Annotated in this window: 18 protein-coding genes; 13 read left to right on the forward strand and 5 right to left on the reverse strand. The window is 37.1% G+C overall.

Annotated elements, in window-relative coordinates; all coding sequences use genetic code 11:
* Positions 1–479: 479 nt before the first annotated feature.
* Positions 480–1,187, reverse strand: coding sequence for an ROK family protein (locus H6G28_RS16095; RefSeq protein WP_190672148.1), 708 nt, complete (start codon positions 1,185–1,187; stop codon positions 480–482).
* Between the two features lie 482 nt (positions 1,188–1,669).
* Here H6G28_RS16095 and H6G28_RS16100 point away from each other — a divergent pair, with 482 nt between their 5' ends.
* The 10 genes from H6G28_RS16100 to rlmN all read left to right on the forward strand — a co-directional run bounded on the left by H6G28_RS16100 (position 1,670) and on the right by rlmN (position 14,832).
* Entirely contained in the window at positions 1,670–3,292 is a 1,623-nt protein-coding gene (locus H6G28_RS16100; RefSeq protein WP_190672150.1) for a caspase family protein, read from the forward strand.
* A gap of 47 nt (positions 3,293–3,339) precedes the next feature.
* Positions 3,340–4,761, forward strand: coding sequence for a trypsin-like peptidase domain-containing protein (locus H6G28_RS16105; RefSeq protein WP_190672153.1), 1,422 nt, complete (start codon positions 3,340–3,342; stop codon positions 4,759–4,761).
* Positions 4,758–4,901, forward strand: a complete 144-nt coding sequence (locus H6G28_RS37805) for a pentapeptide repeat-containing protein (protein WP_190672156.1) — start codon at positions 4,758–4,760, stop codon at positions 4,899–4,901. The genes H6G28_RS16105 and H6G28_RS37805 overlap by 4 nt, the downstream gene beginning before the upstream one ends.
* A 94-nt stretch (positions 4,902–4,995) precedes the next feature.
* Positions 4,996–5,802, forward strand: coding sequence for a creatininase family protein (locus tag H6G28_RS16115; protein WP_190672159.1), 807 nt, complete (start codon positions 4,996–4,998; stop codon positions 5,800–5,802).
* Between the two features lie 57 nt (positions 5,803–5,859).
* Positions 5,860–6,387: a 2TM domain-containing protein gene (locus H6G28_RS16120; protein WP_190591260.1), complete on the forward strand. Its 528-nt coding sequence runs from the start codon at positions 5,860–5,862 to the stop codon at positions 6,385–6,387.
* A gap of 75 nt (positions 6,388–6,462) precedes the next feature.
* Positions 6,463–7,059 (forward strand): Uma2 family endonuclease, encoded by a 597-nt coding sequence (locus H6G28_RS16125; RefSeq protein ID WP_190672162.1) that lies wholly within the window; start codon positions 6,463–6,465, stop codon positions 7,057–7,059.
* A 271-nt stretch (positions 7,060–7,330) separates the two neighbouring features.
* A complete protein-coding gene (locus tag H6G28_RS16130) occupies positions 7,331–7,684 on the forward strand; it encodes a phenylpyruvate tautomerase MIF-related protein (protein ID WP_190591262.1) in 354 nt (117 codons plus the stop codon).
* 97 nt (positions 7,685–7,781) lie between these two features.
* Positions 7,782–13,151 carry a trifunctional serine/threonine-protein kinase/ATP-binding protein/sensor histidine kinase gene (locus H6G28_RS16135; protein ID WP_190672166.1) on the forward strand — a complete coding sequence of 1,790 codons (5,370 nt, stop codon included), beginning with the start codon at positions 7,782–7,784 and terminating at the stop codon, positions 13,149–13,151.
* Positions 13,152–13,245: 94 nt separating this feature from the next.
* Entirely contained in the window at positions 13,246–13,692 is a 447-nt protein-coding gene (locus H6G28_RS16140; protein ID WP_190672170.1) for a hypothetical protein, read from the forward strand.
* A 72-nt stretch (positions 13,693–13,764) separates the two neighbouring features.
* The gene (gene rlmN / locus H6G28_RS16145; protein ID WP_190591265.1) at positions 13,765–14,832 is read left to right on the forward strand and encodes a dual-specificity RNA methyltransferase RlmN; all 1,068 of its coding nucleotides are present in this window, start codon (positions 13,765–13,767) and stop codon (positions 14,830–14,832) included.
* A 75-nt stretch (positions 14,833–14,907) separates the two neighbouring features.
* Here rlmN and H6G28_RS36870 read toward each other — a convergent pair whose 3' ends face one another.
* The gene (locus tag H6G28_RS36870) at positions 14,908–15,090 is read right to left on the reverse strand and encodes a replication restart DNA helicase PriA (protein ID WP_242048484.1); all 183 of its coding nucleotides are present in this window, start codon (positions 15,088–15,090) and stop codon (positions 14,908–14,910) included.
* 1,311 nt (positions 15,091–16,401) lie between these two features.
* Here H6G28_RS36870 and H6G28_RS16150 point away from each other — a divergent pair.
* The 3 genes from H6G28_RS16150 (at position 16,402) to H6G28_RS16160 (ending at position 19,971) form a co-directional block, all read left to right on the forward strand.
* Complete coding sequence (locus H6G28_RS16150; protein ID WP_190672173.1) at positions 16,402–17,904, forward strand: ArnT family glycosyltransferase; 1,503 nt, start codon at positions 16,402–16,404, stop codon at positions 17,902–17,904.
* A gap of 137 nt (positions 17,905–18,041) precedes the next feature.
* Positions 18,042–18,638 carry an urease accessory protein UreG gene (ureG, locus tag H6G28_RS16155; RefSeq protein WP_190591267.1) on the forward strand — a complete coding sequence of 199 codons (597 nt, stop codon included), beginning with the start codon at positions 18,042–18,044 and terminating at the stop codon, positions 18,636–18,638.
* Between the two features lie 103 nt (positions 18,639–18,741).
* On the forward strand, positions 18,742–19,971 hold the full coding sequence (locus H6G28_RS16160; RefSeq protein ID WP_190672176.1) for a DUF4336 domain-containing protein: 1,230 nt from the start codon (positions 18,742–18,744) through the stop codon (positions 19,969–19,971).
* Positions 19,972–20,073: 102 nt separating this feature from the next.
* Here the strand turns inward: H6G28_RS16160 and H6G28_RS16165 are convergent, their stop codons facing one another.
* From H6G28_RS16165 to H6G28_RS16175, 3 genes are all read right to left on the reverse strand, one after another.
* Positions 20,074–21,540 (reverse strand): diguanylate cyclase, encoded by a 1,467-nt coding sequence (locus H6G28_RS16165; protein WP_190591269.1) that lies wholly within the window; start codon positions 21,538–21,540, stop codon positions 20,074–20,076.
* Between the two features lie 176 nt (positions 21,541–21,716).
* The gene (locus H6G28_RS16170; protein ID WP_190672178.1) at positions 21,717–23,423 is read right to left on the reverse strand and encodes a calcium-binding protein; all 1,707 of its coding nucleotides are present in this window, start codon (positions 23,421–23,423) and stop codon (positions 21,717–21,719) included.
* Between the two features lie 699 nt (positions 23,424–24,122).
* Positions 24,123–24,728, reverse strand: a complete 606-nt coding sequence (locus H6G28_RS16175; protein ID WP_190591271.1) for a hypothetical protein — start codon at positions 24,726–24,728, stop codon at positions 24,123–24,125.
* Positions 24,729–24,746: the final 18 nt, after the last annotated feature.

The following is a 24,746-nucleotide window of genomic DNA, read 5'->3' on the forward strand; positions in this document are numbered from 1 at the left end:
CTGCACTGATGTATCGAATTAAAACTGATTAGCCGGAGATGATATTATTCATGCTGAAAGATGTTCATTGCTTTGCGATCGGCATCAATAAAAATTCTCAAAAAACTGCTAGAAATTGCTAAAAATGGGGCGCTGCATATAGCAATCTTACATGAGATGTAAAAATTGAGAGGCTTAGATCCCCGACTTCTCAAAGAAGTCGGGGATCTTGTTCTTCACAAATGATTTAGGACTGCTATATTTGTGGGATGAATTATGTGGTGAGTCTAAATCCTCCACTACTCACATCTTGCACCTAGCCTTGGCAAATGGAATTCGCGGCTACACAAACGAAGTCCGCCTACGCGGACTAACGTAAAATCAAGGGTTTGGAACCTGCGTAGGCAGGTTTTGTCTGTGTAGCCGCGACTTCAGTCGCCTGGTGCAAGATATGTGACTAATTAATTTCAGACTTTAGACTTCACACTTCAGACTTTAGACTAATCGCGCCACAAGGCAATTCCGCCTAACAAACCCGTAACATTGGGTATGAGTTTAACATTTAAAGGTAGTTGTAAATTTACTTTTACAGCTTCACCACCACCGATATAAAGACAATCATAATTAAATAAATGCTGCAAAGAAGCGATCGCTTTTTCTAAGCGCCTGTTCCATTTCTTCTCGCCATACTTTTGTAAGGCTGCACGTCCTAATTGTTCTTCGTAAGTCTGGCCTTTGCGGAACTGATGGTGTCCCATTTCCATATTCGGTACAAGTTTACCATCGACAAATAAAGCCGAACCAAAGCCAGTCCCCAAGGTAATTACTAACTCTACACCTTTACCTGCGATCGCACCTAAGCCTTGCATGTCTGCATCATTAATTACTCGGACTGGTTTATTCAAACGTTGGGATAATGCTTTAGCAAAATCAAACCCAATCCAATCAGAATGTAAGTTAACTGCTGTTTCTGTGACTCCGCAGCGCACTACACCCGGAAACCCAACCGAAACCCGATGAAAATCACCTTGAGAATCTGCTAAAAGTGCGATCGCATTAATTACAACATCTGGTTTAGCTGGGGATGGTGTATCTACCCGCGCCCTTTCTGTAACGGGAGTTCCGGTAATATCCAAAACTATCGCCTTTACACCGCTACCACCAATATCAACCGATAAAGTGCGAATTGAGCCATTGTCATCAACCATTGATTCTTCCTTGTTACTACTTGTTCTTTGGCTATTATGCTTTAACTAAAGACTGAAAATTAGAAAACTAATTCCTTTCATCCTCATCCTCAATATTTAAACAGTAATTACCTAAGTATTAATTAAGAATTACAAAACTTTTGTCATATTGAAATCATTAAGTTTGTACACAATATGTTACGACTTAATTATTGTTGTAAACAGCAGATAGATCAGTAATATGTGCTAATCCAAAAATGTACAGCAATGGCTGATATTAAGATTATGTTTTAATACACACTTTTCCAAGTCTTTTTGATTACCTGAATTTCTTCTTGCTTGAATCTGTTTGATAAAGCTTTTGTGAAGCTTTATACATAAACTTATATTGTTAATCTAGGATGTCAGTATTAACCGAATACTTATGAGAGAATTAAGTACATAGAATGTAAGATTCAACTTACAGTAATTTATATTGCACAGAAATACATCAAGATAGCGACATGGCAAAGGTAGCACTGCTGATTGGAAACAGTGAATATATGTATAATTTATCGCCTCTGCCTTGTGCTACTAACGACGTTGAGGCAATGCAGAGAGTATTGCAAAACTCAGAAATAGGTGGTTTTGATCAGGTAGAACAGCTACTCAACCCTGATCTTCAAGAAATTCAAGTAAAAATTAAAACACTCTTTTCTGGACGAAGAAAAGAAGACTTGGCACTATTATTTTTTTCAGGACATGGATTAAAAGATAGAAACGGCAAATTTTACTTTTCTAATCGAGCTACCAACAGTGAACATATTGAGGCAACAGCTACACCAGCCAGTTTCGTGCAGTACATTATGAGTGGTTCACGCTGTAGCCAGGTTGTAATTCTTGACTGTTGTTTTAGTGGAGCTTTTGCAGATGGACTCACAGTTAAAGGTGATGAAACTGTGGATATTCAGAATCAACTAGGTGGAAAGGGACGGGCAGTTCTCACAGCTTCAACTTCGACACAATATGCTTTAGAGCAACAGGGAGAAGACCTTTCAGTGTATACTCGTTTCATAGTAGAAGGTATTGAGACTGGTGCTGCTGATATAGACAATGATGGGCTGATTTCAACAGATGAATTACATAGATATGCTCAGAAAAAAGTTCAGGAAGTTGCACCAACGATGTCACCTAAAATTTTTACCGCAGAAGAAGGATTCAGAATTTACATAGCAAAAGCACCTACTAATGATCCAAAACTTCAGTATAGGAAAGAAGTTGAAAAATATGCAAAGAAGGGAGAAATTTCTAGTACTGGACATAGAATATTAGCAGCATTACAAGAAGCTTCAGGATTAACAATTGAACAAGCCAAAGAAATAGAAGCTGATGTTTTAAAACCTTATCAAGAATACAAAAAGAAGTTAAAAAAATATGAACAAGCTTTAGTTGAAGCACTTGAACATCGATATCATTTAAAGCAAGATACTTACAATGAACTCAAATATTATCAAAAGATTCTTGGATTGAGAGATAAAGATATTGCTCTCATTGAAAAAAACTTGCTTTTGATGCTGCCTGGAGTAAACAGGTTTGTTAAGCTGTCGAGAAAATCTTCTTTACAGTGCTTAAGTATAACATGCTTACTAATGGGTTTAGGTATAGTAGCAGCTAACGCAATTTATGCCTACAAGAAAATGGCTACAAAACCAATTGAAACATTAATAAAATACAAAAGATATGAAGAATGTATTACAAAGATAAATCAAGATTTATTACTGCGTTTAACAGAATCTCAAACTGCTCAACAGTGTTATAACGGTTTAATTGCACAGGCTAAAGAAATTTTTCAAGTCAATAATGATTTTGAGCAAGCAATGCGCCTTTTAGATTTAGTTCCTCAAGGTGTTCTTTTCCATGAAGTTACAGAAGCCCGTGAATCAATCGTTGATTTAAAACATTATAGAGATGCTAAAGAAGCAGAAAGTAGATGTGATTGGATTGAGATGAAAGCAAATTTAGAAAAAATTAAGCATCGTTCTCAAGAAATAGAAAATTCTCTGGCAGAATTAATAAGAAAAATTAATACGGGTGAAGCGTTAATTCAAATGAATCAATGTCCTAGTAAGGCAATTATTACAAATTAAGGTAAAGTAGATATATAAACATAATTTATACATAAAAATATAAAAAAATGAAAAAAGCAATAAAATTAACTTCTTTAATATCATTATTTTTGCTATTTACCCTTTTGAAAAGTGAAAAAATTATTGGATTAGATAAGAAAAATAAAATAAAGTTTGTTTGTGATGAAACATTATTAGCAACACAGGCAAAATGGTTAAATAATAATAGAGTAGATAACATTATTTTTTGGAGAGACCAAAATTGGATTAGTGAATACGACACAACTCTTAGGCAGAAGTGTATTGATGTATCAGCAGCTTTCCAAAAAGCTTATCAGGAAGATAAATTAAAACGCATTATTTCATCTGATTATAATGGTAGAAAGATTATCTGTGCTTCGCAAAAGGGTAAGCAATGTGATTACCCGTTATATTCTCTGCTTCCTGGAGAAAATACAGCAGTTGAAGTAGCACAACAATTATTTAAACGTATCTTTGATGGTAATACTTCTCCATTGAGACATAGTGATTTTTCTCTGGATATTGAAAGATTCCTGTTTGGAAATGAAATAGTGAAGAAAAATCAAATATCATGCCCTATAAAAATAACTTCTATTTCTAAACCATCAGATATAGAGAAATCGAGTACTCTAGAAGAAAGTGTTCGTGTTAAAGAGAATGCAAAACAGTTTACTATCAAAATTGATGCTTTAGAGTCACAAGGTTCAGGTGTAATCTTCGCACGTCAAGGAAATAATTACTGCATCCTTACTGCCAAGCATAATATTTCTACAAGTATTAAGCATAATAAAAGTATTAGGATTATAACTCCTGACGGAATGCAATACGAAGCTCAAAACCCTAGAGTAGCGCCTGATGATATTGACCTAGCTGTTTTAGAGTTTGTGAGTAATAAAAAACCTGGGTATGAAATTGCCACTATAGGGAATGCAAAACAGACATATTTATTATCAAAACCGCAAGTCTACATTATAGGTTTTCCAGCGAGTTTTGCTCGTAAAAACATTGAAGAAGCTCTTGTTTCAGAAGGAAAATTTGATGCTGCTTCTAAAAAAAGTTTTGATATTACGTATACTCCTAGTGATTCTGAATCTGCTGCAACTTTTGGGATGAGTGGAGGAGCTGTTCTTGATTCTCAAGGAATCTTAATAGGAATTCATGGTTTAGGTGAACCCATTGGTTCTAAAACAACTATTTTTAGGGGTGTAGCAATTAATGCTGATACTCTCTCCAAAATGGCATCTTCTCTTGGACTGAATTTACAAGCTCCAAAGGTTGAAATATCTACAAATAATCTTTCACCTCCAAGAAATACTGAAGAAACTTCTCTTGTTGGAGGTTTAATAGAAGATATACCAAAAATTATAGAGCGTATTAGACGTAAGTTCCAGGATCAAAATGTATGTATTATTGAATTTAATTCACAGACTCAAAAGGTTGAAAGAATATTCTGCGATGTGCGAAGTTGAGTTTTACAAATCTCTCAAATGGAAACTTATTAGGAGCAGAATTACGAAACTTAGACTTTAGTTACGCCAAGTTGCGTAATATAAAAACAGATGAGACAACTAATTGTGAAGGTGCAAAAATTAGAAATACCTCTTGGTAAGAAATTTACACTCAGCATCATTCATTAAAAACTGGAACTCATAATATCCAATATCCAGTAACCATTAATATAAAAATGACGCGATCGCAGTGATATGCACAGCTTTATTCCCCCAGAACGCTTTTTTCCTTACCTGACTTGGACTGATATCCAAGATATGCCCAATAAAGAAAATGTGGTAATTATTCAACCAGTCGGGGCGATTGAACAACATGGCCCCCATTTACCATTGATTGTAGATGCGGCGATTGGTGTTGGTGTTTTGGGGAAAGCCTTGACTAAATTAGATGCAAATCTTCCCGCGTATGCCTTGCCGACTCTGTATTATGGGAAATCTAACGAACACTGGCACTTTCCTGGCACAATTACCCTCAGTTCCGAAACCCTGACAGCCACAATTATGGAAGTGGGGGAAAGTCTTTACCGGGCTGGGTTTAGAAAATTGGTGTTGATGAACTCCCACGGTGGACAACCCCAAATTATGCAAATGGCGGCGCGAGATTTACACGTTAAGTATGATGACTTTTTAATATTTCCGTTGTTTACTTGGCGTGCGCCCAATATTACTAAAGAATTGCTCACACCCAAAGAAGCCAAATTTGGTATGCACGCCGGAGATGCAGAAACTAGCATTATGTTGGCAATATTACCAGAACAGGTAAAACTCGAAAAAGCTGTGGCTGAATACCCACCAGAACAGCCAAACAGTACTTTAATTAGTTGGGAAGGACAGTTACCAGTATCTTGGACAACAAAAGATATCAGTAAAAGTGGCGTGATTGGTGATCCAACAACCGCCAGCAAAGAAAAAGGCGATCGCATCTTGGAATCTGTCTCTGACGGTTGGGTGCAAGTCATCCAAGATATTTATGCTTTTAAGCTACCAGAAAGCATAATCTAGATTTGCTAGTCTAGAAATAGTAACCCCACGTTAAAAAATATATTAATAGTCAAGACTATGGCAGGATTTGAAAGTAATAGCCATCATTCTTATAGTCAAGAAGATGTACATCGTATTCTTCAGTTAGCGATCGCGCGTCAAGCTGATAACCAAGAAAAAGAGTTTTCTTACGAATTACTCGTAGAAATTGCGGGTGAGTTAGACATATCACCAGAGTCTTTACAATTAGCAGAACAAGATTGGCGATCGCAACAAAATGAAATTCAACAGCGCCAAGCTTTCGATGCTTACCGTCTTGCAAAATTTAAAAAACGTTTAGGAAATTTTGCAATTGTCAATAGTTTTTTAATATTAGCTAATTATTTGATTATTTTGCCGAATATTCATTGGTCACTGGGCATTTTGCTATTCTGGGGTTTAACAGTTGGGCTGGATTTTTGGAATAACTTTTATGCCAGAGGAGAAGCCTATGAAATCGCTTTTCAGAAATGGTATCGCCAGCATCAGCTAAAACAAAACTTCAATACAGTCATGAAAACTGCCAATACACTGGTGAATAAATGGCTGAAGTCATTGCAGACTTAAAGCATAGTTAAAATTAAAACCTGCCTTCTCAAGCCGGAATTATTTCTCATCTGGAAACAGACTGGAGACTTTGTTATGACCGTAGCAGCCATCGCCAAACCAGCAAAAGAATCACCTCTGTTGTTTGAGGGAGTCACCTGGAGAGAATTTAAAGCAGTTGAGCAGTTATTAGACCGTCCAGGATATCGACTGTCTTTTTTAGATGGAGTTTTGGAGATTCGCAGAATGCCAGGAGAACCACACGAAACTGTTAAAGAAAGACTCGGCGCATTGTTAGAAATATACCTGCTCATGGCAGGATTTGACTTTACTCCTACTGGTTCAATGACTTTAGAAAATGAAGCGGGTGGAGTAAAGCGAGAAGCAGATAAATCTTATAAACTTGCTCCTGGTCGAGTACGCCCTGATTTAGTAATTGAAGTAGTGTTTAGCAGTGGCGGTATCAACAAATTGGAAGCATACAAGCGGCTGTTAATTCCTGAAGTGTGGTTTTGGGAAGATGGAGCTTTGGAAGTGTATCACCTGCGGCAAAACGGGGACACACTAGACTATGAAAGAATATCCAGTAGTGAAGAAGTCAAAGGCATCGATTTGGATTTGTTGCTACGCTGCATTAATATGGTGAACCACGTTGATGCCATCAAAACTTTTCAACAAGCTTTGGCAAAGTAACAAAACCCAACATTATCAAGTATTCTCTCTTCTCTCTGCGTTCTCCCGAAGTTTGCTCAACGCGGGGAACCCGCGCACGCAACTTCTCTCTGCGCCTCTGTGGTTCGTTCATAAAAATTGGGTGGAGGAAAGGAACCCAACATTCACGCATACTTTGTTGGGTTACGCTATCGCTACACCCAACCTACTATTCTCTTAACTGAACTGCCTTCTGCCCCCTACCCTACCTGTCTACGATAAACTGAACAATGTAAATCTCTAGTTCAGTGCTATGCCATTAATCAAAGTACAAACTTCTGTATCTGCGCCTGCAAAAGCTGAAGTTGAGACAATGCTCAAGAGTTTATCAGGGAAATTAGCCAAGCATTTAGGTAAACCAGAATCTTATGTAATGACGGCTTTTGAAGCAGATGTCCCCATGACTTTTGCTGGGACTACAGACCCGGTTTGTTACATTGAGATTAAAAGTATTGGTTCCATGAAGCCAGACCAAACCCAAGCGATGAGTCAGGATTTTTGCCAGCAAATTAATCAAGCTTTAGATGTCCCCCAAAATCGCATTTACATAGAGTTTGCAGATGCTAAAGGTGCGATGTGGGGTTGGAACAGCACAACTTTTGGCTAGTTTTTAAGAAATTTATATAGCTGTAGTTACTCACGGATGTGAGATTACAGATACCCACGGGAATACTACTTATAATGTATCTCCTGTGGTTATCTTTATGGTAAGTACTTTTATTCCTGGGTATGAGATTTTTGAAAAAATTCATGACAGTCCTAAAACCAGGGTTTACCGTGCTGAACAGAAAGAAACCCACACCCCAGTTGCTATCAAACTGTTAAATACGGAATATCCCCAATTTCAAGATTTAATTTTATTTAGAAATCAGTATTCTATTACCCGCCATCTCAAACATCCAAATATTGTTAAATGCTATAGCTTAGAAACTTATGGCAATAGTTATGCACTGATTTTAGAAGATTTTGGGGGAATTTCTCTAAGCCAATATACTCAAGGTCAAATTTTAAGTTTAGATGATTTTTTTAAAGTTGCGATCGCAGTCACCCAGGCACTAGAATTTTTATATCAAAATCGGATTATTCATAAAGATATTAATCCCAATAATATTTTAATTAACCCCACAACTAAAGAAGTTAAAATCATAGACTTTAGTATTTCTTCTTTATTACCCAAAGAAAACTCCGAAATTAAAAGTCCGAATATTTTAGAAGGCACATTAGCTTATATCTCTCCCGAACAAACAGGGAGAATGAATCGCGGAATTGATTATCGCACTGATTTTTATTCTTTGGGTGTGACTTTTTACCAATTACTCACAGGTAAGTTACCTTTTAATAGCCAAAATCCTTTAGAACTCATACATTGTCATCTGGCTAAAGAAGCAATTAACCCAAAAACTATCAATTCTGCATTGCCATCAATACTAGCTGAGATGATTATGAAATTAATGGCAAAGACGGCAGAGGAACGTTATCAAACTGCTAGAGGTATTCGCCATGATTTAGAAGTTTGTCAAGATTATTTATGCCATCAAGGTGAAATTATACCATTTAAATTAGGACAGCGAGATAGGAGCGATCGCTTTTTAATTCCCGAAAAACTTTATGGTAGAGAAATAGAAGTTAAAACCTTATTAGATGCCTTTGAGAGAGTTAGCCTTGGCAACATTGAATTAATGTTAGTTGCAGGTTTTTCTGGTATTGGTAAAACTGCCGTCGTCAATGAAGTTCATAAACCCATTGTCCGCCAACAGGGTTATTTTATCGCTGGTAAATTTGACCAATTCCAGCGAGATATTCCTTTTTCAGCATTAGTTCAAGCTTTTCGCAGTTTAATGCGGCAATTACTCACAGAAACTAAAACCCAATTACAAACATGGAAAAGCAAAATATTATTAGCCTTGGGAACTCAAGGACAAGTAATTATTGATGTCATTCCCGAATTAGAAAAAATTATCGATCAACAACCAGAAGTCACTCAATTAAGTGGTAATGCTTCCCAAAATCGCTTTAATTTATTATTTAGTAACTTCATTCAAGTTTTAGCCACACAAGAACATCCCTTAGTAATTTTTTTAGATGATTTACAATGGGCAGATGCAGCATCGTTAAAATTAATTCAACTACTATTAAGCGGTACAGAGACAAAATATTTATTAGTCATTGCAGCATATCGAGATAACGAAGTCTATCCTGGACATCCATTTATGATGGCTTTAGATGATATTTATCAAGCCAAAGCCATTGTTCATCAAATTCATCTCAACCCTCTAGACGAAACGCAACTTAACTGCTTAATTGCTGATGCCCTCAATTGCCACGAAACACAAGCTATACAATTAACTCAATTAGTATTAGCCAAAACTAAAGGTAATCCATTTTTCACAACTCAATTACTCAAATCATTACATGAAGATGGAGTAATCACATTTAACTTTCATACTGCTAACTGGCAATATGATATTACCGAAGCCAAAGCTTTATACTTGCAGGATGATGTGGTTGAGTTTGTAGCCAAACAGTTGTGTAAACTGCCTCAAGCTACGCAAGAAATCATGAAAATTGCAGCTTGTATTGGCAATAAATTTGATTTAGCTACCTTATCTATAGTTTCGGACAAATCCTTAGTTGAAACCTCTGCTGATTTGTGGAAAGCACTCAAAGAAGGCTTGATTTTGCCGACAAATGAAATTTATAAATTATTTACTGATGATGAATTAACAACTGACCAGACACCAGCCATTATTAATCAAGATAATATCAATGTTACCTATAAGTTTCTCCACGACAGAGTACAGCAAGCAGCTTATTATTTAATTCCAGAAGCTAATAAAAAGACAACACACGTAACCATTGGTAAACTACTCCTCAAAAACACTGAACCCGAAAAATTAGAAGAAAATATCTTTGAGATAGTTAACCAATTAAATGTCGGTATTGCTTTAATTCACACCCAAGCTGAAAAAGATGAACTAGCGCAACTAAATTTACTTGCTGTTCGCAAAGCAAAATCAGCCACAGCTTACGAAGCGGCTAAGAAATATTTAGCTGTTGGCTTAGAATTACTATCTTTGGATAGTTGGCAAGCGCAGTATCAATTAACACTGAATTTGTATACAGAAGCAGTAGAAATCGAATATTTAAATATCAATTTTGACCAAGTAGAAATTTATGCCAATATAGTTCGTCAGCAAGCAGCTAATTTACTCGACCAAGTGAAGGTGTATGAAATTCTCATGCAGATGTATACCTCCAAAGTCCAGATGCAGTTAGCTATAGATACAGGCTTACAGTTATTAGATTTGTTAGGAATTAGTTTAGAGTCAGCACCACCACAAAATTTAGATGTTACTAACTTAATTAATTTACCATTGATGACTGCTCCCGATAAACTTGCCGCTATGCGAATTTTAACTAATATGATTTCTGCGGCTTATTTCACAAATCCCGGATTATTACCAGCAATTATATTTACAATTATTACTCTTGCTGTCAACTATGGAAATTCGATGTTTGCGGCTTATGGGTATGTTTTATATGGCTTGTTAATCAGTGCATTATATTTAGAAATTGAAGCGGGTTATCGCTATGGTGAAGCTGCATTAAATTTACTCGATCAAGTCGATTCGAGAGAAATTAAATGTCGAGTTTTATTGATGTACAATAGCAATGTAAAATTCTGGAAATCTCATCTACAAGAAACAATTACTCCCCTAGCAGAATGTTTACAACTGGGTATGGAAGTAGGAGATATAGAATATGCACTTTATTCTGCTTCTAATAATTACTCACATTTAATTTATGTCGGTGAAGAACTACCAAATGTATTTAACCAGTTAGAAAAATATTATTTATGGATGTGTCAGTTTGAGCAGTATGGCGCAATAGTTATGTTGCGAGGCTGGCAACAATTTGCATTAAACTTAATGGATATGAATGCCAGTAGAGAACAATTAGATGGTAGTTTATTTAATCACGCTGAAAATTTAGCCTATTGTCTCGATAAAAAGACAGAAACTTCTTTATTTAATATATTTTTAATTAAAACCTTACTATTTTATTTATTTAAACAGCCACACAATGCTGTAGAAAATGCGGTAATTGGGCTGCAATATATCCAAGCTGCTGTCGGACAATATGGTACTGCTAAACATAATCTTTACTATTCTTTGGCTTTGTTAGCAGATTATCATAATCAGCCTGATAGCAAAAAAGCAGAATATATGCAGCAGGTGTTAGCCAATCAGCAAAAAATGAAAGTTTGGGCTGAAAATGCACCAATGAATTTTCAACATCAGGATGATTTGGTCGAGGCAGAAATAGCTAGAGTTTTAGGCAATAATTGGCAAGCTGTAGAGCTTTATGAAAGTGCAGTCCAAGGGGCTAAAATTAATGGATATGTCCAAGAAGAAGCAATAGCAAATGAATTAGCTGCGGAATTTTATCTGGCTTGTGGTAAAGAAAAAATTGCTCAACCTTATTTGATTGATGCTTACTACTGTTATACCCGTTGGGGTGCTAAAGTCAAAGTTGCCGATTTAGAAAAACGCTATCAGCAGTTACTAGCTAAGGTGATTAACAATCAAATCAAAAATACACAAATTAACTCTTTTACCAGCCCAATCACGGTTGATGCTAATACCACAAATGTCTCAGATGCTTTAGATTTAGAAACTGTGACTCAAGCATCTCTAGCAATTGCTTCAGAAATTCATTTAGACAAGCTATTGCAAAAGTTAATGCAGGTAATTATCGAAAATGTTGGTGCAGATAAATCTGCATTGATGTTGCAAGAGGATGATGAGTTGAGAATTGTGGTGCAATGTCACAATCATCTATCATGCGAGATAAAATCAACCTTAGCAACAGAAAGTAAAAATATTCCCTTGAGCTTGATTAATTATGTTTCACATACCAGAGAAAATGTATTAATCAACGATGCGAGTGCTGACAGACATTTTGCGGCTGATCCATATATTTTGCACAATAAACCAAAGTCTATATTATGTACGCCTATCTTGAATCAAGGGCAATTAATTGGCATTATTTATTTAGAAAATACTTTAACGGTAGGTGTATTCACCCCCGATAGACTGCAAATCTTAAAGCTGTTAGTTTCTCAAGCAGCGATTTCTTTAGAAATTGCCCAGCTATATGCCAAATTAGAAGAAAAAGTAGCCGCTAGGACTCAAGATTTAAATGAAAAGAATCTGCGGTTAGAACAAACTTTGTATGAATTGAAATGTACCCAATCGCAACTCATCCAAACCGAAAAAATGTCTGGTTTAGGACAGATGGTAGCTGGTGTAGCCCATGAAATTAATAATCCGGTGAATTTTATTTATGCGAATATTGAACCTGCAAGTGATTATGTTGATTTGTTACTGCAATTAATTGAGGCATATCAGCAAGAATATCCCAATGTGACACCGAAACTAGAACAAATTATTGCTGAGATTGATTTAGAATTTTTAATTGAAGATTTGCAAAAAATTCTCTCTTCAATGAAGGTAGGCGCAGACCGGATTCGCAAGATTGTATTGGGTTTAAGAAATTTCTCGCGCTTGGATGAGGCTGATATGAAGCCTGTAGATATTCATGAGGGAATTGATAATAGTTTAATGTTGCTGCAACCCCGGTTTAAGGGTAAGACTGAAACTAATGTAATTCAAGTGATTAAAAATTATGGTCAGTTGCCTTTAGTTAACTGCTATGCTTCGCAGATGAATCAAGTATTTATGAATATTCTCAGTAATGCGATTGATGCGTTACATGAGATGATTAAGGAGCGATCGCAGCTACCAACTGCACCTCAAATTACCATTACCACGCAAGCAATCAATCACCATTGGGTGCGAATTTCTATTCAAGATAATGGCATAGGAATTAACGAAGCAGTTAAACCACGGATATTTGATCCATTCTTCACTACTAAACCAGTAGGTGGAGGTACAGGTATTGGGTTAACTACCAGCTATCAAATTGTTGTGGAACAGCATAAAGGTAAAATAGAGTGTATTTCGGAATCAGGAAAGGGTGCAGAGTTCATCTTGGAAATTCCAGTTAGATAAGACTTTATGTAAATTTCAGTGTTTTTTCTCTCAAAAATCCGAAAAACCATCAGTTAGATTTGAAGCGAATAGTAATCAAACTTCAGGACTGATTATGAACAGCTTTTATCAAGTACAAAATAAGTCTTTTGTTTTCATTTTAGCCACAGCTTCACTACTGTCTGGAATTGTAGGTATATCTTCATCCGCGAATGCTGCACAATTAGAATCTACTCCTGTTTCAACAGTTAATAGTCAGACAATTGCCCAAGCATCTAATTGTCCTAGTTCTACAGGTGGCGGCAGATTAGAAGCTTATTTTGAAACTAAGAATTTTCATATCTATATTTGTAAGAGAAGAGGCAACCTGTTTTACACTGGAATTGCTAAATCAACTGGTAAAGCTATCCGTTCCCTACCTACTTCCTCCGAAGAAGGTGTAGGATATGTAGCTCGGAATAATAACTATGAATATGCAGTTAATGGTGCATCCCTGGAGATTCTCAAAAATAATCGGGTGATTCAAACAGAACGAGTTATTAGATATGTAAGCGGATACTAAAAGTCAATATGCAAATTTCTGGCGTAACAGCTTAGGATAGAGATCCAAGTTTAAACTCGTAAGTCTCTCCCTATGTCTGTTACGCCATCCATTTCTCAAGTTGACTCACCCACCACGGAAAAATTAGCGATTCCTCCCTTACTCGGTGCTTCGGTTAGCGAGTTAACTGCTTGGGTACAGCAGCAGGGACAGCCGGCTTACCGAGGGAAACAGTTACATGATTGGATTTATCATCAGCAAGTGCGATCGCTTGCTGATATTTCCGTTTTTCCCAAACAATGGCGTACAGAAATTGCAGATATCCCTATTGGTCGTTCTACCATCCATTACCGCAAAGTTGCCCCAGATGGTACAGTCAAATATCTACTGCAATTAGCTGATGGACAGATTATCGAAACTGTAGGTATTCCCGCCGATAAGCGATTAACTGTCTGTGTTTCTACCCAAGTGGGTTGTCCGATGGCTTGTGATTTCTGTGCGACTGGTAAAGGAGGCTATAAACGCAACCTCGCCCGTCACGAAATTGTTGATCAAGTATTAACTGTCCAAGAAGATTTTCAAGAACGAGTTAGCAATGTGGTGTTCATGGGTATGGGTGAACCGTTGCTAAATACAGATAATGTTTTAGCCGCCTTGACATCCTTAAATCAAGATGTGGGTATTGGACAACGGATGCTAACTGTTTCTACAGTGGGAATCCGCGATCGCATTCGTCAATTCGCCCAACATCATTTGCAAATTACCCTGGCGGTAAGTCTCCACGCCCCTAACCAAGCCCTCAGAGAACAACTCATTCCCAGCGCCCGCCCCTATCCTTTAGCAGATTTATTGGCGGAATGTCGGGAATATGTAGCAATTACAGGCCGCCGTATGACTTTTGAATATATCTTGCTGGCTGGTGTCAACGATTTACCAGAACAGGCCTTAGAACTAGCACAACGTCTGCGGGGCTTCCAAAGTCACGTTAACTTGATTCCCTACAACCCAATTCAAGAAGTGGATTATCAACGCCCCAGCCGCGATCGCATCCAAGCTTTTGTTAACATTCTTCAACAACAAAAAATTGCTGTAAGTGTACGTTATTCTCGCGGTTTAGAAGCTGATGCTGCTTGTGGACAGTTGAGAATGAGTAAAAAGTAAATTGAAGTGTTAAGTGATGAATTCTGAAGTATGAAATTAACTTACTCATACTTCATTTTTTTGCCTTTTTACTTTTTATCTTTTACTTAACTGAATTCCAGGAGCGTAAGCTTCAATCACTTTACCAGTACGGGTGCAACTAATCATCAAGTAATCACAACTTGAGCATTGTGTCCGTGTTAATTCACTATCTGAAATGTAATAACGCTCTGCTTTACTACCACAATTTGGGCAGTAAATCTTGTATACTATCTGCATTTTTTAACCCCTGGAGATAACTAAATTTTTGTTTTTGAACTGTTAGTCTTAAATTCGATGTTTGGTTTAACCAAGCTAACAAATAGCCAGAAGATTTGTTGGTAATCTTAAGAAAAATTTTAGCTAATAAACCTTTACAATACTTTTATTGATTATCTTAATCTGTAGGTGATTTTATCATCTCACTTTAGATATATAAATTCACTTAGAACTGGTTTCTACTTAGAGATGAGATGATCCCTGCGATTAAAACTTTGAGAGAGCTTTATTTTACGTCATTTCAAATTTATTACATCATTACTTATGTATTCAAAAGTCAATCACCAAGGATTACTGTATATTTGGTAACAAAATCCTAATTTTAAACATTGCTTAATTTTTATGGATGAGATGATTAGTATCAAGTTAAGGAAAACAAAAAATGGTCAGGCGTGTATGTATTTGGAGTATCAAGGCAAGTGTAAAACCCAGGATAGACAAGCAATTGAGCAATTGTAAAAACCGTAAGTAACCATAAAACGCTCTTGTAATTACCCTAGCAACAGCGAAAACCCAACATACGGTTAATTTTTGTACCCTCCTGTGATCAACAATGAGGAAGCAAAGATTTTTGTTTTCAAGCACCCTCTCAAACTCCCTTGATAAATGCCTCACAGCCTTACTTATAAGTAGTTAAACATAATTAATTACACAAAGTCATTGCGAATGGAGCGAAGCGAAATGAAGCAATCGCAAGGGCTGGGATTGCTTCGCTTCGCTCGCAATGACTGTAATTAATTTTGCGTGGTTACTTACCAATTCACGAAATTACTGATACAAATCACTTCCTCTGCAACTCTGATTCCGGTCGCCGAGCGTTCGCGCAGCGTCTCCGTCAGGAGAAGTCGAGGCGCTGCTTTCATGTCTGTATCATTTTTAAAGTGAAATGGTATTAGACCATGCAGTAGTTGAGCAAAGCCGAAACTCAGTGACCATAAGGAATTGCTAAAAGGCTTGTGATAAGTAGGTAGGCATAAATAAACCCAACTGTGTCAAGAAAAGTAAATAAGCTTAACAACTTATTTCCTCCTACCTTCCCTGAACGATATTTTTTTTCACCTATCTACTTATTAATATTCTTTCTTTTGACTTTTGCCTTGTTGTACTATAGGAATCCGGTTTGATTTCTGAATTTATTTGTGTAGGTAGGGAATAGGGAATGGGGAGTCGGGAGTAGGAAAGAAGCCTGATCTGAATGTACTGATTTTTTTCAGAAATCAAATATCAGTCCTATAGTATCTTTTGTTCATATCTCCAATAGGATTGCTATACATGACCAATCATAAAGTTAAAATATTTTTATTATTTAATCTCTTGATACCTGTTGGTTTTTTTATTTTTGCTCTTACTTTTATGCCAATTAAGCAGGTATTTCAATTTGATAGCAGTGATGAAGGAATTGAATTAATTAAAGCTATTTTATATTTAGATGGCTTTTCAATGTATACACAAGTTTGGAATGACCAACCTCCTCTTTCAACAGTCATTTTAGGGTTTTGGTTGAACTTGTTTGGCAAATCAATTTATTCTGCACGGCTGTTAACTTTGACTTATGCCACAATGTTGGTCTGGTCTTTCTCACAGACGCTACGGATATATTTTGGAAATTTGCTGGCAATCATTGGCACTTTAATGTTAATAATTTCCTGCAATTTTCTGCGGTTGAGTGTTTCTGTGATGATTGGTTTACCTTCCTTAGCAATGGTCATGCTCTCAATTTTTATATTGAGTCTATATAAACAAAACTTTCCTCATAAAAACTCTCAACTTCTAATTCTGCTATCAGGTGTACTTTTCGGATTTTCTTTACAAATCAAGTTATTTACTGCTTTTATTATTCCTTTAATCCTATTTGATATAATTATTTTTCAAGTTAATAAATACAATCGCCAGCAACTAAATTGGAAAGTATTGCTAACTCCTTTACTGTGGTTGGCAGCTTGTTTAATTGTTTCTCTCCTGATTGCGATCGCCTGGAATTCTCTCAATTATGAACAATTGCTGCAAGCTCGTTTATCTGAAGAAAAAATCACAGCTTTTTTAGCCAAAAATAGTCAAATTCTCACCTTATCATTTCTTTTGCAAGATTTTGATTATTTACTTTTAGCTATTCTGGCAAGTACAGTGATCATTCAAAAAAAACAATGGAAAAATTCTTTCCCATTCATTTGGCTTGTTATCAGTTTTATCGTTTTAATGAATCATCGACCAGTCTGGTATCACCACTACCTTTTAATGTCTATTCCCTTGACTTGGTTAGCCACCTATGGATTACAGCTATCACTAGATTTTTTCCGTCAAAATAAGTGGTACTCTAAATTTAAACTTGCTAATTTCTCGCAAATTACCATTCCTTATTTAGCCGCAGTCTTGATTATTTTCGCAATTTTTGTCACTCCTATTAAATTAGGAGTCATTTTGGTAGAAAATCATAAATATTTAGAGCAGAATCAAAATCATATCCAACTCGTAGACATTCTCTTAAAACATAAAAAATATACTAACTGGCTGTTTACAGACTATCCAATTTATGCTTTTTATTCGGGCTTACCCGTGCCTCCAGAGATTGCTGTTTTGTCCCACATCAGGATAGAATCTAACAGCATAACGGCTGAACAACTGATCTCAGTTTTACAAATGTATCGTCCTGAGCAAGTTCTGTTATGTAAATCTCAAACTATTCAGCAATATTTAAGTAATTATCTTAATCAGAATTATGTCCAAAACTATAAAAATTCTTTATGTACTCACTTTTTATTAAAGGGAATACCATAGTTATAGCAGACTCGGTGTTTATGAGTTACAGCAACTGATTGAAAAAAGTAATGAATAATGAGTAAGGAATAATGAATAATGAGTAATGAGTAAATTCTTTACTTATTACTCACTACTTATTACTTAACTGTGTGACTATGAACGCATTTCGAGTAGGTGTTGCAGGCCCGGTGGGTTCGGGGAAGACGGCGTTAGTGGATGCTTTATGTAAGGCGTTGCGTGAGCAGTATCATCTTGCTGTCGTGACGAATGATATTTATACTCAGGAGGATGCACAGTTTTTGGTGCGTTCTCAGGCTTTAGCAAGCGATCGCATTTTGGGTGTAGAAACTGGTGGCTGTCCCCACACGGCGATTAGAGAAGATGCTTCAATGAATTTAGCGGCAATTGAACAGTTAGAAGAACGTTTTCATAATTTAGATTTAGTCTTTTTAGAAAGTGGTGGTGATAATTTGGCTGCTACCTTTAGTCCAGAATTAGTCGATTTAACTATCTATGTGATTGATGTCGCTGCTGGCGATAAAATTCCCCGCAAAGGTGGCCCAGGAATTACCAAATCTGATTTATTAGTGATTAATAAAACTGACCTTGCGCCTTATGTCGGTGCAGATTTAAATGTGATGGAACGCGATGCAAAAAGAATGCGCGGTGATAAACCTTTTATTTTTACTAATTTAAAAACCCAATCAGGATTAACAGAGGTAATTAACTTCGTCTGTAAATATCTGGTTTAAAAATTTTACTTTTTGTATTTCTCAGTAACAGAATTTGCTAAACTCCAACTTTGGCGCAGAAAGAATAAACTGAAGTATTGGGAATTTTCGGAGGAGTTTCAGGGTGGCTTTTGATGAACGTGTAGTAACAGAACAAATTCATCCACAAGATATTTCTTGGCCATTCTGGCCGATTGTGCCACTTTACCCATATAGCAGGCGGCGGACAATTCGCAAAGAAATCATCAAAGACTCCATCTGGACTTTTGACCAATTGCAAGGCATTTTTTATGTTGTTGTGCCGATTCGGATGACAGTTGTCAAGTTAGATGCGGGTGGTTTATTGGTTTATGCACCTGTCGCACCGACAAAAGAATGTCTGCAACTGATACAGGAGTTAGTTGCAGAACATGGTGATGTGAAATATATTATCTTGCCAACTATTTCTGGCATTGAACATAAGGTTTTCGTCGGCCCCTTCGCCAGATGTTTTCCCAATGCACAGGTATTTGTCGCCCCAAATCAATGGAGTTTCCCGCTAAATTTACCATTGAGTTGGTTGGGTTTACCAGGAAAACGTACTCAAGTCTTGCCAGAAGATAGCAGTCAATCGCCTTTTGGTGATGAATTTGACTATACAATTTTGAAAACGATTGATTTAGGCCCAGGTAAATTTACAGAAGTAGCATTTCTACACAAGCGATCGCACACTTTATTAGTCACAGATGCAGTAGTATCTATACCAGAAGAACCACCTGCGATCGTTCAACTCGACCCTTATCCCTTACTCTTCCACGCTAAAGAAAAAGGTTCTGATGTGGTTGCTGATAATCAAGCCAACCGCCGCAAAGGATGGCAACGCATCACTTTATTTGCTTTATACTTTCAACCCAGTGTTTTAGATGTACCCGCCTGGGGTGAAGTCTTCCGCGATGCCCTCAAAGCCCCAGAACGTTCCCGCAAAGCTTATTTTGGTTTATTTCCCTTTAAATGGCAAAATAATTGGCAAAGGTCATTTCACGCCTTGCGTGGCGATGGACGTTTATTTGTCGCACCAGTTTTGCAAACTCTCATCCTCAACCGCGCACCCAGAGAAACAATTGATTGGGCTGATAAAGTTGCTAGTTGGGATTTTCAGTGGATTATTCCCTGCCATTTTGATGCACCAATTAAAGCCCAACCACAACAATTTCGCCAAGCATTCTCTTTTTTAGAAAAGCAACCAGTTGCAAGTGCAGGTTTGTTTAACAGTAGTAGTTATCCTTTACCAGAGGATGATTTCAAAATTCTCCGCGATATTGATGCAGGTTTAAATCAAACTGGTATTGTCCCGCCGGCGAAGGAGAAAATTTGAAGTGTGCTTGGTTATTGGAGATAAAGGGGACAAGGGAAGGGAGACAAGGGAGTAATGTTTCTACTTTGTCTACCTTGTCTAATCAAACTCAGCACTTTCCCATCAAAAGCAAATGCGATTACGCCCGTTTTTCTTGGCTTCTCTCAGTTTATCGCTGGCACGCTGTAAAAAAGAGACAAGTTTATCTTCTGCTATGAGTTCGACAACACCAATACTGGTAGTGAGGTGGAATTGTTGACCATTGTAGGCTGTAATAACTTCTGCACTCAGGGCGAGGCGAATTCGTTCTGCTATCTGACATCCTGTATTCAGGTCAGTGTTAGACATAACAATACAAAATTCCTCTCCACCGTAGCGTGTCACCCAATCTCCGGCTCTGATATGGGTTTGAAATACTTGTGCGGCAGTTTTTAAAGCTTGATCACCTGTAGGAAAACCGTAGGTGCGATTGATTGCACCGAAATAATCTAAATCTAAAAGTAAGATTGTGAGTTGTTGCTGATATTTATGAGCTTTTTCGATTTCACGCGCCAGTAACCTATCCAGATAGCGACGATTAAACACCTCCGTTAAACCATCGAGTTCGGCCTCGACGCGGTATTTATTAGCTAATCGACTGGCTTTCAGCACCATTTCACTAATCATCCGTTCTGCGGTGACACGAATGCGATGCTCAAAATCAGTTATCAGTTTATCTTGTCCTGAAGCATCGGCGATCGCATCAAATTCTTCAGATGTGACAACTTGATTACGCCCTTTTTGCTTGGCTGCATATATACATTGATTAATTTCTTGCCATAATTGCTCAATCGAGGTGTGTCCTAACATCGAAATCACACCAAAGGACGCAGTGAGGCGCACCGACGACATCGCATTGAGCTTAAATTCATGAGTTTCGATTTGGGTTCTGAGAAACTCTGCAAAGGCCTTCCCTTGCTCAATACTTCCACGCATACAAATAGCAAATTTATCCCCGCCTGTCCGCGCCACAATTCCTGCGCCTAGTGAGTACTTTTGCAGAATTTGTCCAATCTCTTGTAATATCTGATCTCCTGTTATGTGACCGTAGCGATCGTTAATAAACTTAAAACGGTCAATATCTAAATAAATCAAAGATATTTGTTCGATATCTTCATTAGAAGTTAAAAGATTGATTGCATAATCATTAAACTTCCGAAAATTAGCAATTCCTGTCAATTTATCGAGATTAAATAAATGCTTTTGTTGATTGTGCCAAAAACTGCGCTGTAAACGTAGACAAATTTGCTGATTAATTGCATCATATTGACAGGTTTCATCTTCTGCTTCTAACCAAGTAAGCACAGCAGATTCTTGCTCAATCGTCTCTACTAATAATACTGTTGGTTTCCCAACAGTATTATATAAATCTCTAACTTTCTCTATACTTGCAACAACTCTGAAGTCGAGTACAATAATGTCAAAATCCTGCTCAAATAAGCTGGAGATATCAACCGTAATCCACTCAAAATTGAGGCGCGTATTTGTTGGTTGAGGTAAATCTAGTGAACTACACCAAGCAACTCGAATTGCTTTCGTTTGTTCATTCATTCATTTTAAACTTTAGTAACCGATAACAGTATGTAGTTAACTTAAAGTTTAACAAGTAAATCCAACTATGACTATTTATCCTAGTTATCAAATATTGACGATAAACCAGTATTGACCTGTGAAAATATATGTAGACTTGGCATTGTCACCTCAATGCAGATTTGCTGATTACTGCACTAAAAAATCAAGTTATTTAAGCTGAAGTTACTAGCAATGAAGTTGCTGACTGTGACTAAAGTGCTAAAAATTGAGTTGCCATTTAAGCCATCAATATCAATTTGAATCAAAGTACTTGACCCAGATTGTATGCCCCGAATGTAACCATCAGCAATGGGATTAATACCCGTATAATTCAAATGAGTCAAGAGAGTTTGTACTACTAAAAAATCCTCGGTGCTACTGAAATCAGTAATAGTGTCAATACCCTCACCCAGACTGGAAAAAACAAATTTATCACTATCCGTACCACCCGTTAGGCGATCGCTACCCGCACCACCAACCAGGCTATCATTACCATTACCACCAACCAGGCTATCATTACCATTGCCGCCAACTAGGCTATCATTGCCATCTCCGCCATTCAGGGTGTCGTTACCTGCGTCTCCTATTAGTTTGTCATCATTATCGCCACCAAACAGTTGATTATCCGCTTTGTTCACAGTGATGGTGTTTTTCAAAGCATTTCCCGTACCATTAATCCCGCTAGTACCAGTTAAGACCAAATTTTCTAAGTTGTCGCTGAGTTTCCAATTCACAGTCGTGCGGACTGTATCTGTAGCTTCATTCAATAGTTCGATAATTTGGTCATTGCTGCTATCCACGTAGTAACTATCATTATCAGCGCCGCCAATTAAGATATCATCGCCACTCCCCCCGTTTAAGGTATCCTTGCCAGCACCAGCATCTAAGGTATCATTCCCAGCATTGCCTATTAGCTTATTATTTGCACTATTACCTTTGAGAATGTTATTACCCGCGTTACCAGTACCGTTAATTTGAGATGTTCCTGTCAGGGTGAGGTTTTCAACGTTGGTTGGTAAGGTAGTCGTAACACTACTCAGACTAAGAGTTGGGACATCAATGATAGGTACACCAACATCTTTTAATATGGCAACATTAAGTGAAGAGATACTATAGCGAAATCCTCGATAAAATTTGACACCATTCATTAAGTCTCTAACCAGATTAACTCCTGGTCTAGAACCATCATTTCCCACATGAGTGATGTTACCAAAAGTCAAGGGTACAGGAGAGCCGTAAACACTAGTCGCTTGTTTTCCTACAAAGAAAAAATTGCTGCCATCAAAAACAATTTTTTCATCGAATGTAGATTGATAATTACCTGAGAGTGTGCCATCAAAATTATCTTTCCAGGCATTGAAGCCAAAGACATGACCAAATTCATGGAGTAATAAAGAAACGGCATCTGTTTTATTAATGGGTACAGCCGTAGTTCGTGCTACTGGTTTGGGGTCAAACCACAGTTCATTAATTAGATAATCAGGATTAAAGTTAAATTCAATGTCAGGCGTAGCACCATTAGGATCAACTCCGGTGCGAATTTCTGATACTGCACCTGGTTCATATACTGACAAAGTGCCTTTCTTATACACAAAAGATGAAGTTAAACTTCTGCCTGTCGCTGTGGGATTTGGATTAGAAAAATTAACAACAATTTCTAAATCAGCATTACCTGTAATATACTTGTCCCAACTAGACCCAGCCGCTAATATATGAGACTTGATAGCGGAGTAATAGGCAGAAAATTTTCCTGATGGATCATTAAATGTAATATTAAAATGTAGTGCATCTGGATCTGATTTTTCAACAGCAGTTAATTGATTTTGTGTCAGCCCCAGGGCATGATTGAATAAGTCACTCATAAATACGCTTGGTTATGTAGGCTGAAAACTGATGATTTTACAAGTTGAACAAATTATAAAAAATATTGATAATTTATCAGGTTATATTTCAGGATTGATAAATCAGAATAAATCGGTTAATTCTTCACAAGAACATCTGAGTTTAAATGTTGATATTTTAAATTTGAAATGAAATTTAATTTTTGGATAAAACAATTAATATATTACATTAGTTAATTGAATATCAACAATTGGTAAATTTAAGTAAGTAGAGCAAAAATAGATTTATATGTACTTAAACAAATACTGAGAAAATCAAATTTTCACGTTATTTTTTTAATCAAGTAAACATATTATTTTTACTATATTTTTGCATTTCAGATAAAAAGTACAGTGTATGGGGTATGAAGGAGAATCCCCCAAATTTTGATAATTATACCAATTTGAAAAATGATTGCGACAAATGGGTTACTGAAAAACTCACCAGTAAGCTACCAGGGAAGGGGAGCAAGATTCAAAGCCTCTCTCCGTTTCGGGGAGAGGTTTGGAGAGGGGTTTCAAGAATAAGTCGCACATCGCGTTATATATTAAAAACATCCAGGCGCAGGAAAAAATAATCAATCCACAATCTCAGTATAATTCCCACTAAGAAGGGTACAGCATTGCTGTACCCTCTTAGTTTAAAAGTTGTATTTCAAAAGTTTTTGTATTACGGCAACATTAATGCTTTTGTAAAAGTGCTGACAAGGAATTTTCTTTGCGAATATCCATCAAGTCTGCGAGTGACTCTTTACCTTTACCCAGGCGGTATTTTTGTGCTGGTGGTAGAACTTCAACCAAGGTTTTGCTTTTGACTTTGAGTGGTTGCAAAGATGCAAACACTGGTAAATTTCGGGATGTTTGCGAAGCTGGTTTTAGAGCTTTTAGGCGACTGGAGGCAGATTTAGGAAATTTCTGAGCTTGGCTGGGGTTACACAAGCGAAAAATGAGATAGCAACCACTACCACAACTGAGTGCGATCGCCATTACCATCCATAAAGGTAGAGGATTGCTATGTTCAATCGTAATTGGCTCTTCTACAATTACTGGGATGGGTTCTGACTCTGCCTGTTTCCTATGATCTACATAACTGAGGCTATAAAATGCCACAGTCGCCGTACCCACAACCATTGTAAAAACTCCACATAACAGCACCAGTGGATGCTGTGTCAGTAAAGCCATCAGCATGTTTGAGCGACCTTTGGAACCCAATTTAGTCTTCGCTAATTCTAGATTGGGTTCTATCAGTTGGGGTGGCTCATGGTTGAAATTTTGACGATTTTCCATGATCACTTTGAGATTTAT

It is taken from the genome of Nostoc sp. FACHB-190, assembly GCF_014696905.1.
Classification (GTDB): Bacteria; Cyanobacteriota; Cyanobacteriia; order Cyanobacteriales; family Nostocaceae; genus Nostoc_B.

What these genes read in the sequence shown, in the direction of transcription:
- ureG (WP_190591267.1), top strand. Translation starts at nt 18,042, where the DNA reads ATGAACGCATTTCGAGTAGGTGTTGCAGGCCCGGTGGGTTCGGGGAAG.
- H6G28_RS36870 (WP_242048484.1), bottom strand. Translation starts at nt 15,090, where the DNA reads ATGCAGATAGTATACAAGATTTACTGCCCAAATTGTGGTAGTAAAGCA.
- H6G28_RS16165 (WP_190591269.1), bottom strand. Translation starts at nt 21,540, where the DNA reads ATGAATGAACAAACGAAAGCAATTCGAGTTGCTTGGTGTAGTTCACTA.
- H6G28_RS16095 (WP_190672148.1), bottom strand. Translation starts at nt 1,187, where the DNA reads ATGGTTGATGACAATGGCTCAATTCGCACTTTATCGGTTGATATTGGT.
- H6G28_RS16170 (WP_190672178.1), bottom strand. Translation starts at nt 23,423, where the DNA reads ATGAGTGACTTATTCAATCATGCCCTGGGGCTGACACAAAATCAATTA.
- rlmN (WP_190591265.1), top strand. Translation starts at nt 13,765, where the DNA reads ATGTCTGTTACGCCATCCATTTCTCAAGTTGACTCACCCACCACGGAA.
- H6G28_RS16175 (WP_190591271.1), bottom strand. Translation starts at nt 24,728, where the DNA reads ATGGAAAATCGTCAAAATTTCAACCATGAGCCACCCCAACTGATAGAA.
- H6G28_RS16125 (WP_190672162.1), top strand. Translation starts at nt 6,463, where the DNA reads ATGACCGTAGCAGCCATCGCCAAACCAGCAAAAGAATCACCTCTGTTG.
- H6G28_RS16140 (WP_190672170.1), top strand. Translation starts at nt 13,246, where the DNA reads ATGAACAGCTTTTATCAAGTACAAAATAAGTCTTTTGTTTTCATTTTA.
- H6G28_RS16115 (WP_190672159.1), top strand. Translation starts at nt 4,996, where the DNA reads ATGCACAGCTTTATTCCCCCAGAACGCTTTTTTCCTTACCTGACTTGG.
- H6G28_RS16150 (WP_190672173.1), top strand. Translation starts at nt 16,402, where the DNA reads ATGACCAATCATAAAGTTAAAATATTTTTATTATTTAATCTCTTGATA.
- H6G28_RS16120 (WP_190591260.1), top strand. Translation starts at nt 5,860, where the DNA reads ATGGCAGGATTTGAAAGTAATAGCCATCATTCTTATAGTCAAGAAGAT.
- H6G28_RS16105 (WP_190672153.1), top strand. Translation starts at nt 3,340, where the DNA reads ATGAAAAAAGCAATAAAATTAACTTCTTTAATATCATTATTTTTGCTA.
- H6G28_RS16135 (WP_190672166.1), top strand. Translation starts at nt 7,782, where the DNA reads ATGGTAAGTACTTTTATTCCTGGGTATGAGATTTTTGAAAAAATTCAT.
- H6G28_RS16100 (WP_190672150.1), top strand. Translation starts at nt 1,670, where the DNA reads ATGGCAAAGGTAGCACTGCTGATTGGAAACAGTGAATATATGTATAAT.
- H6G28_RS16130 (WP_190591262.1), top strand. Translation starts at nt 7,331, where the DNA reads ATGCCATTAATCAAAGTACAAACTTCTGTATCTGCGCCTGCAAAAGCT.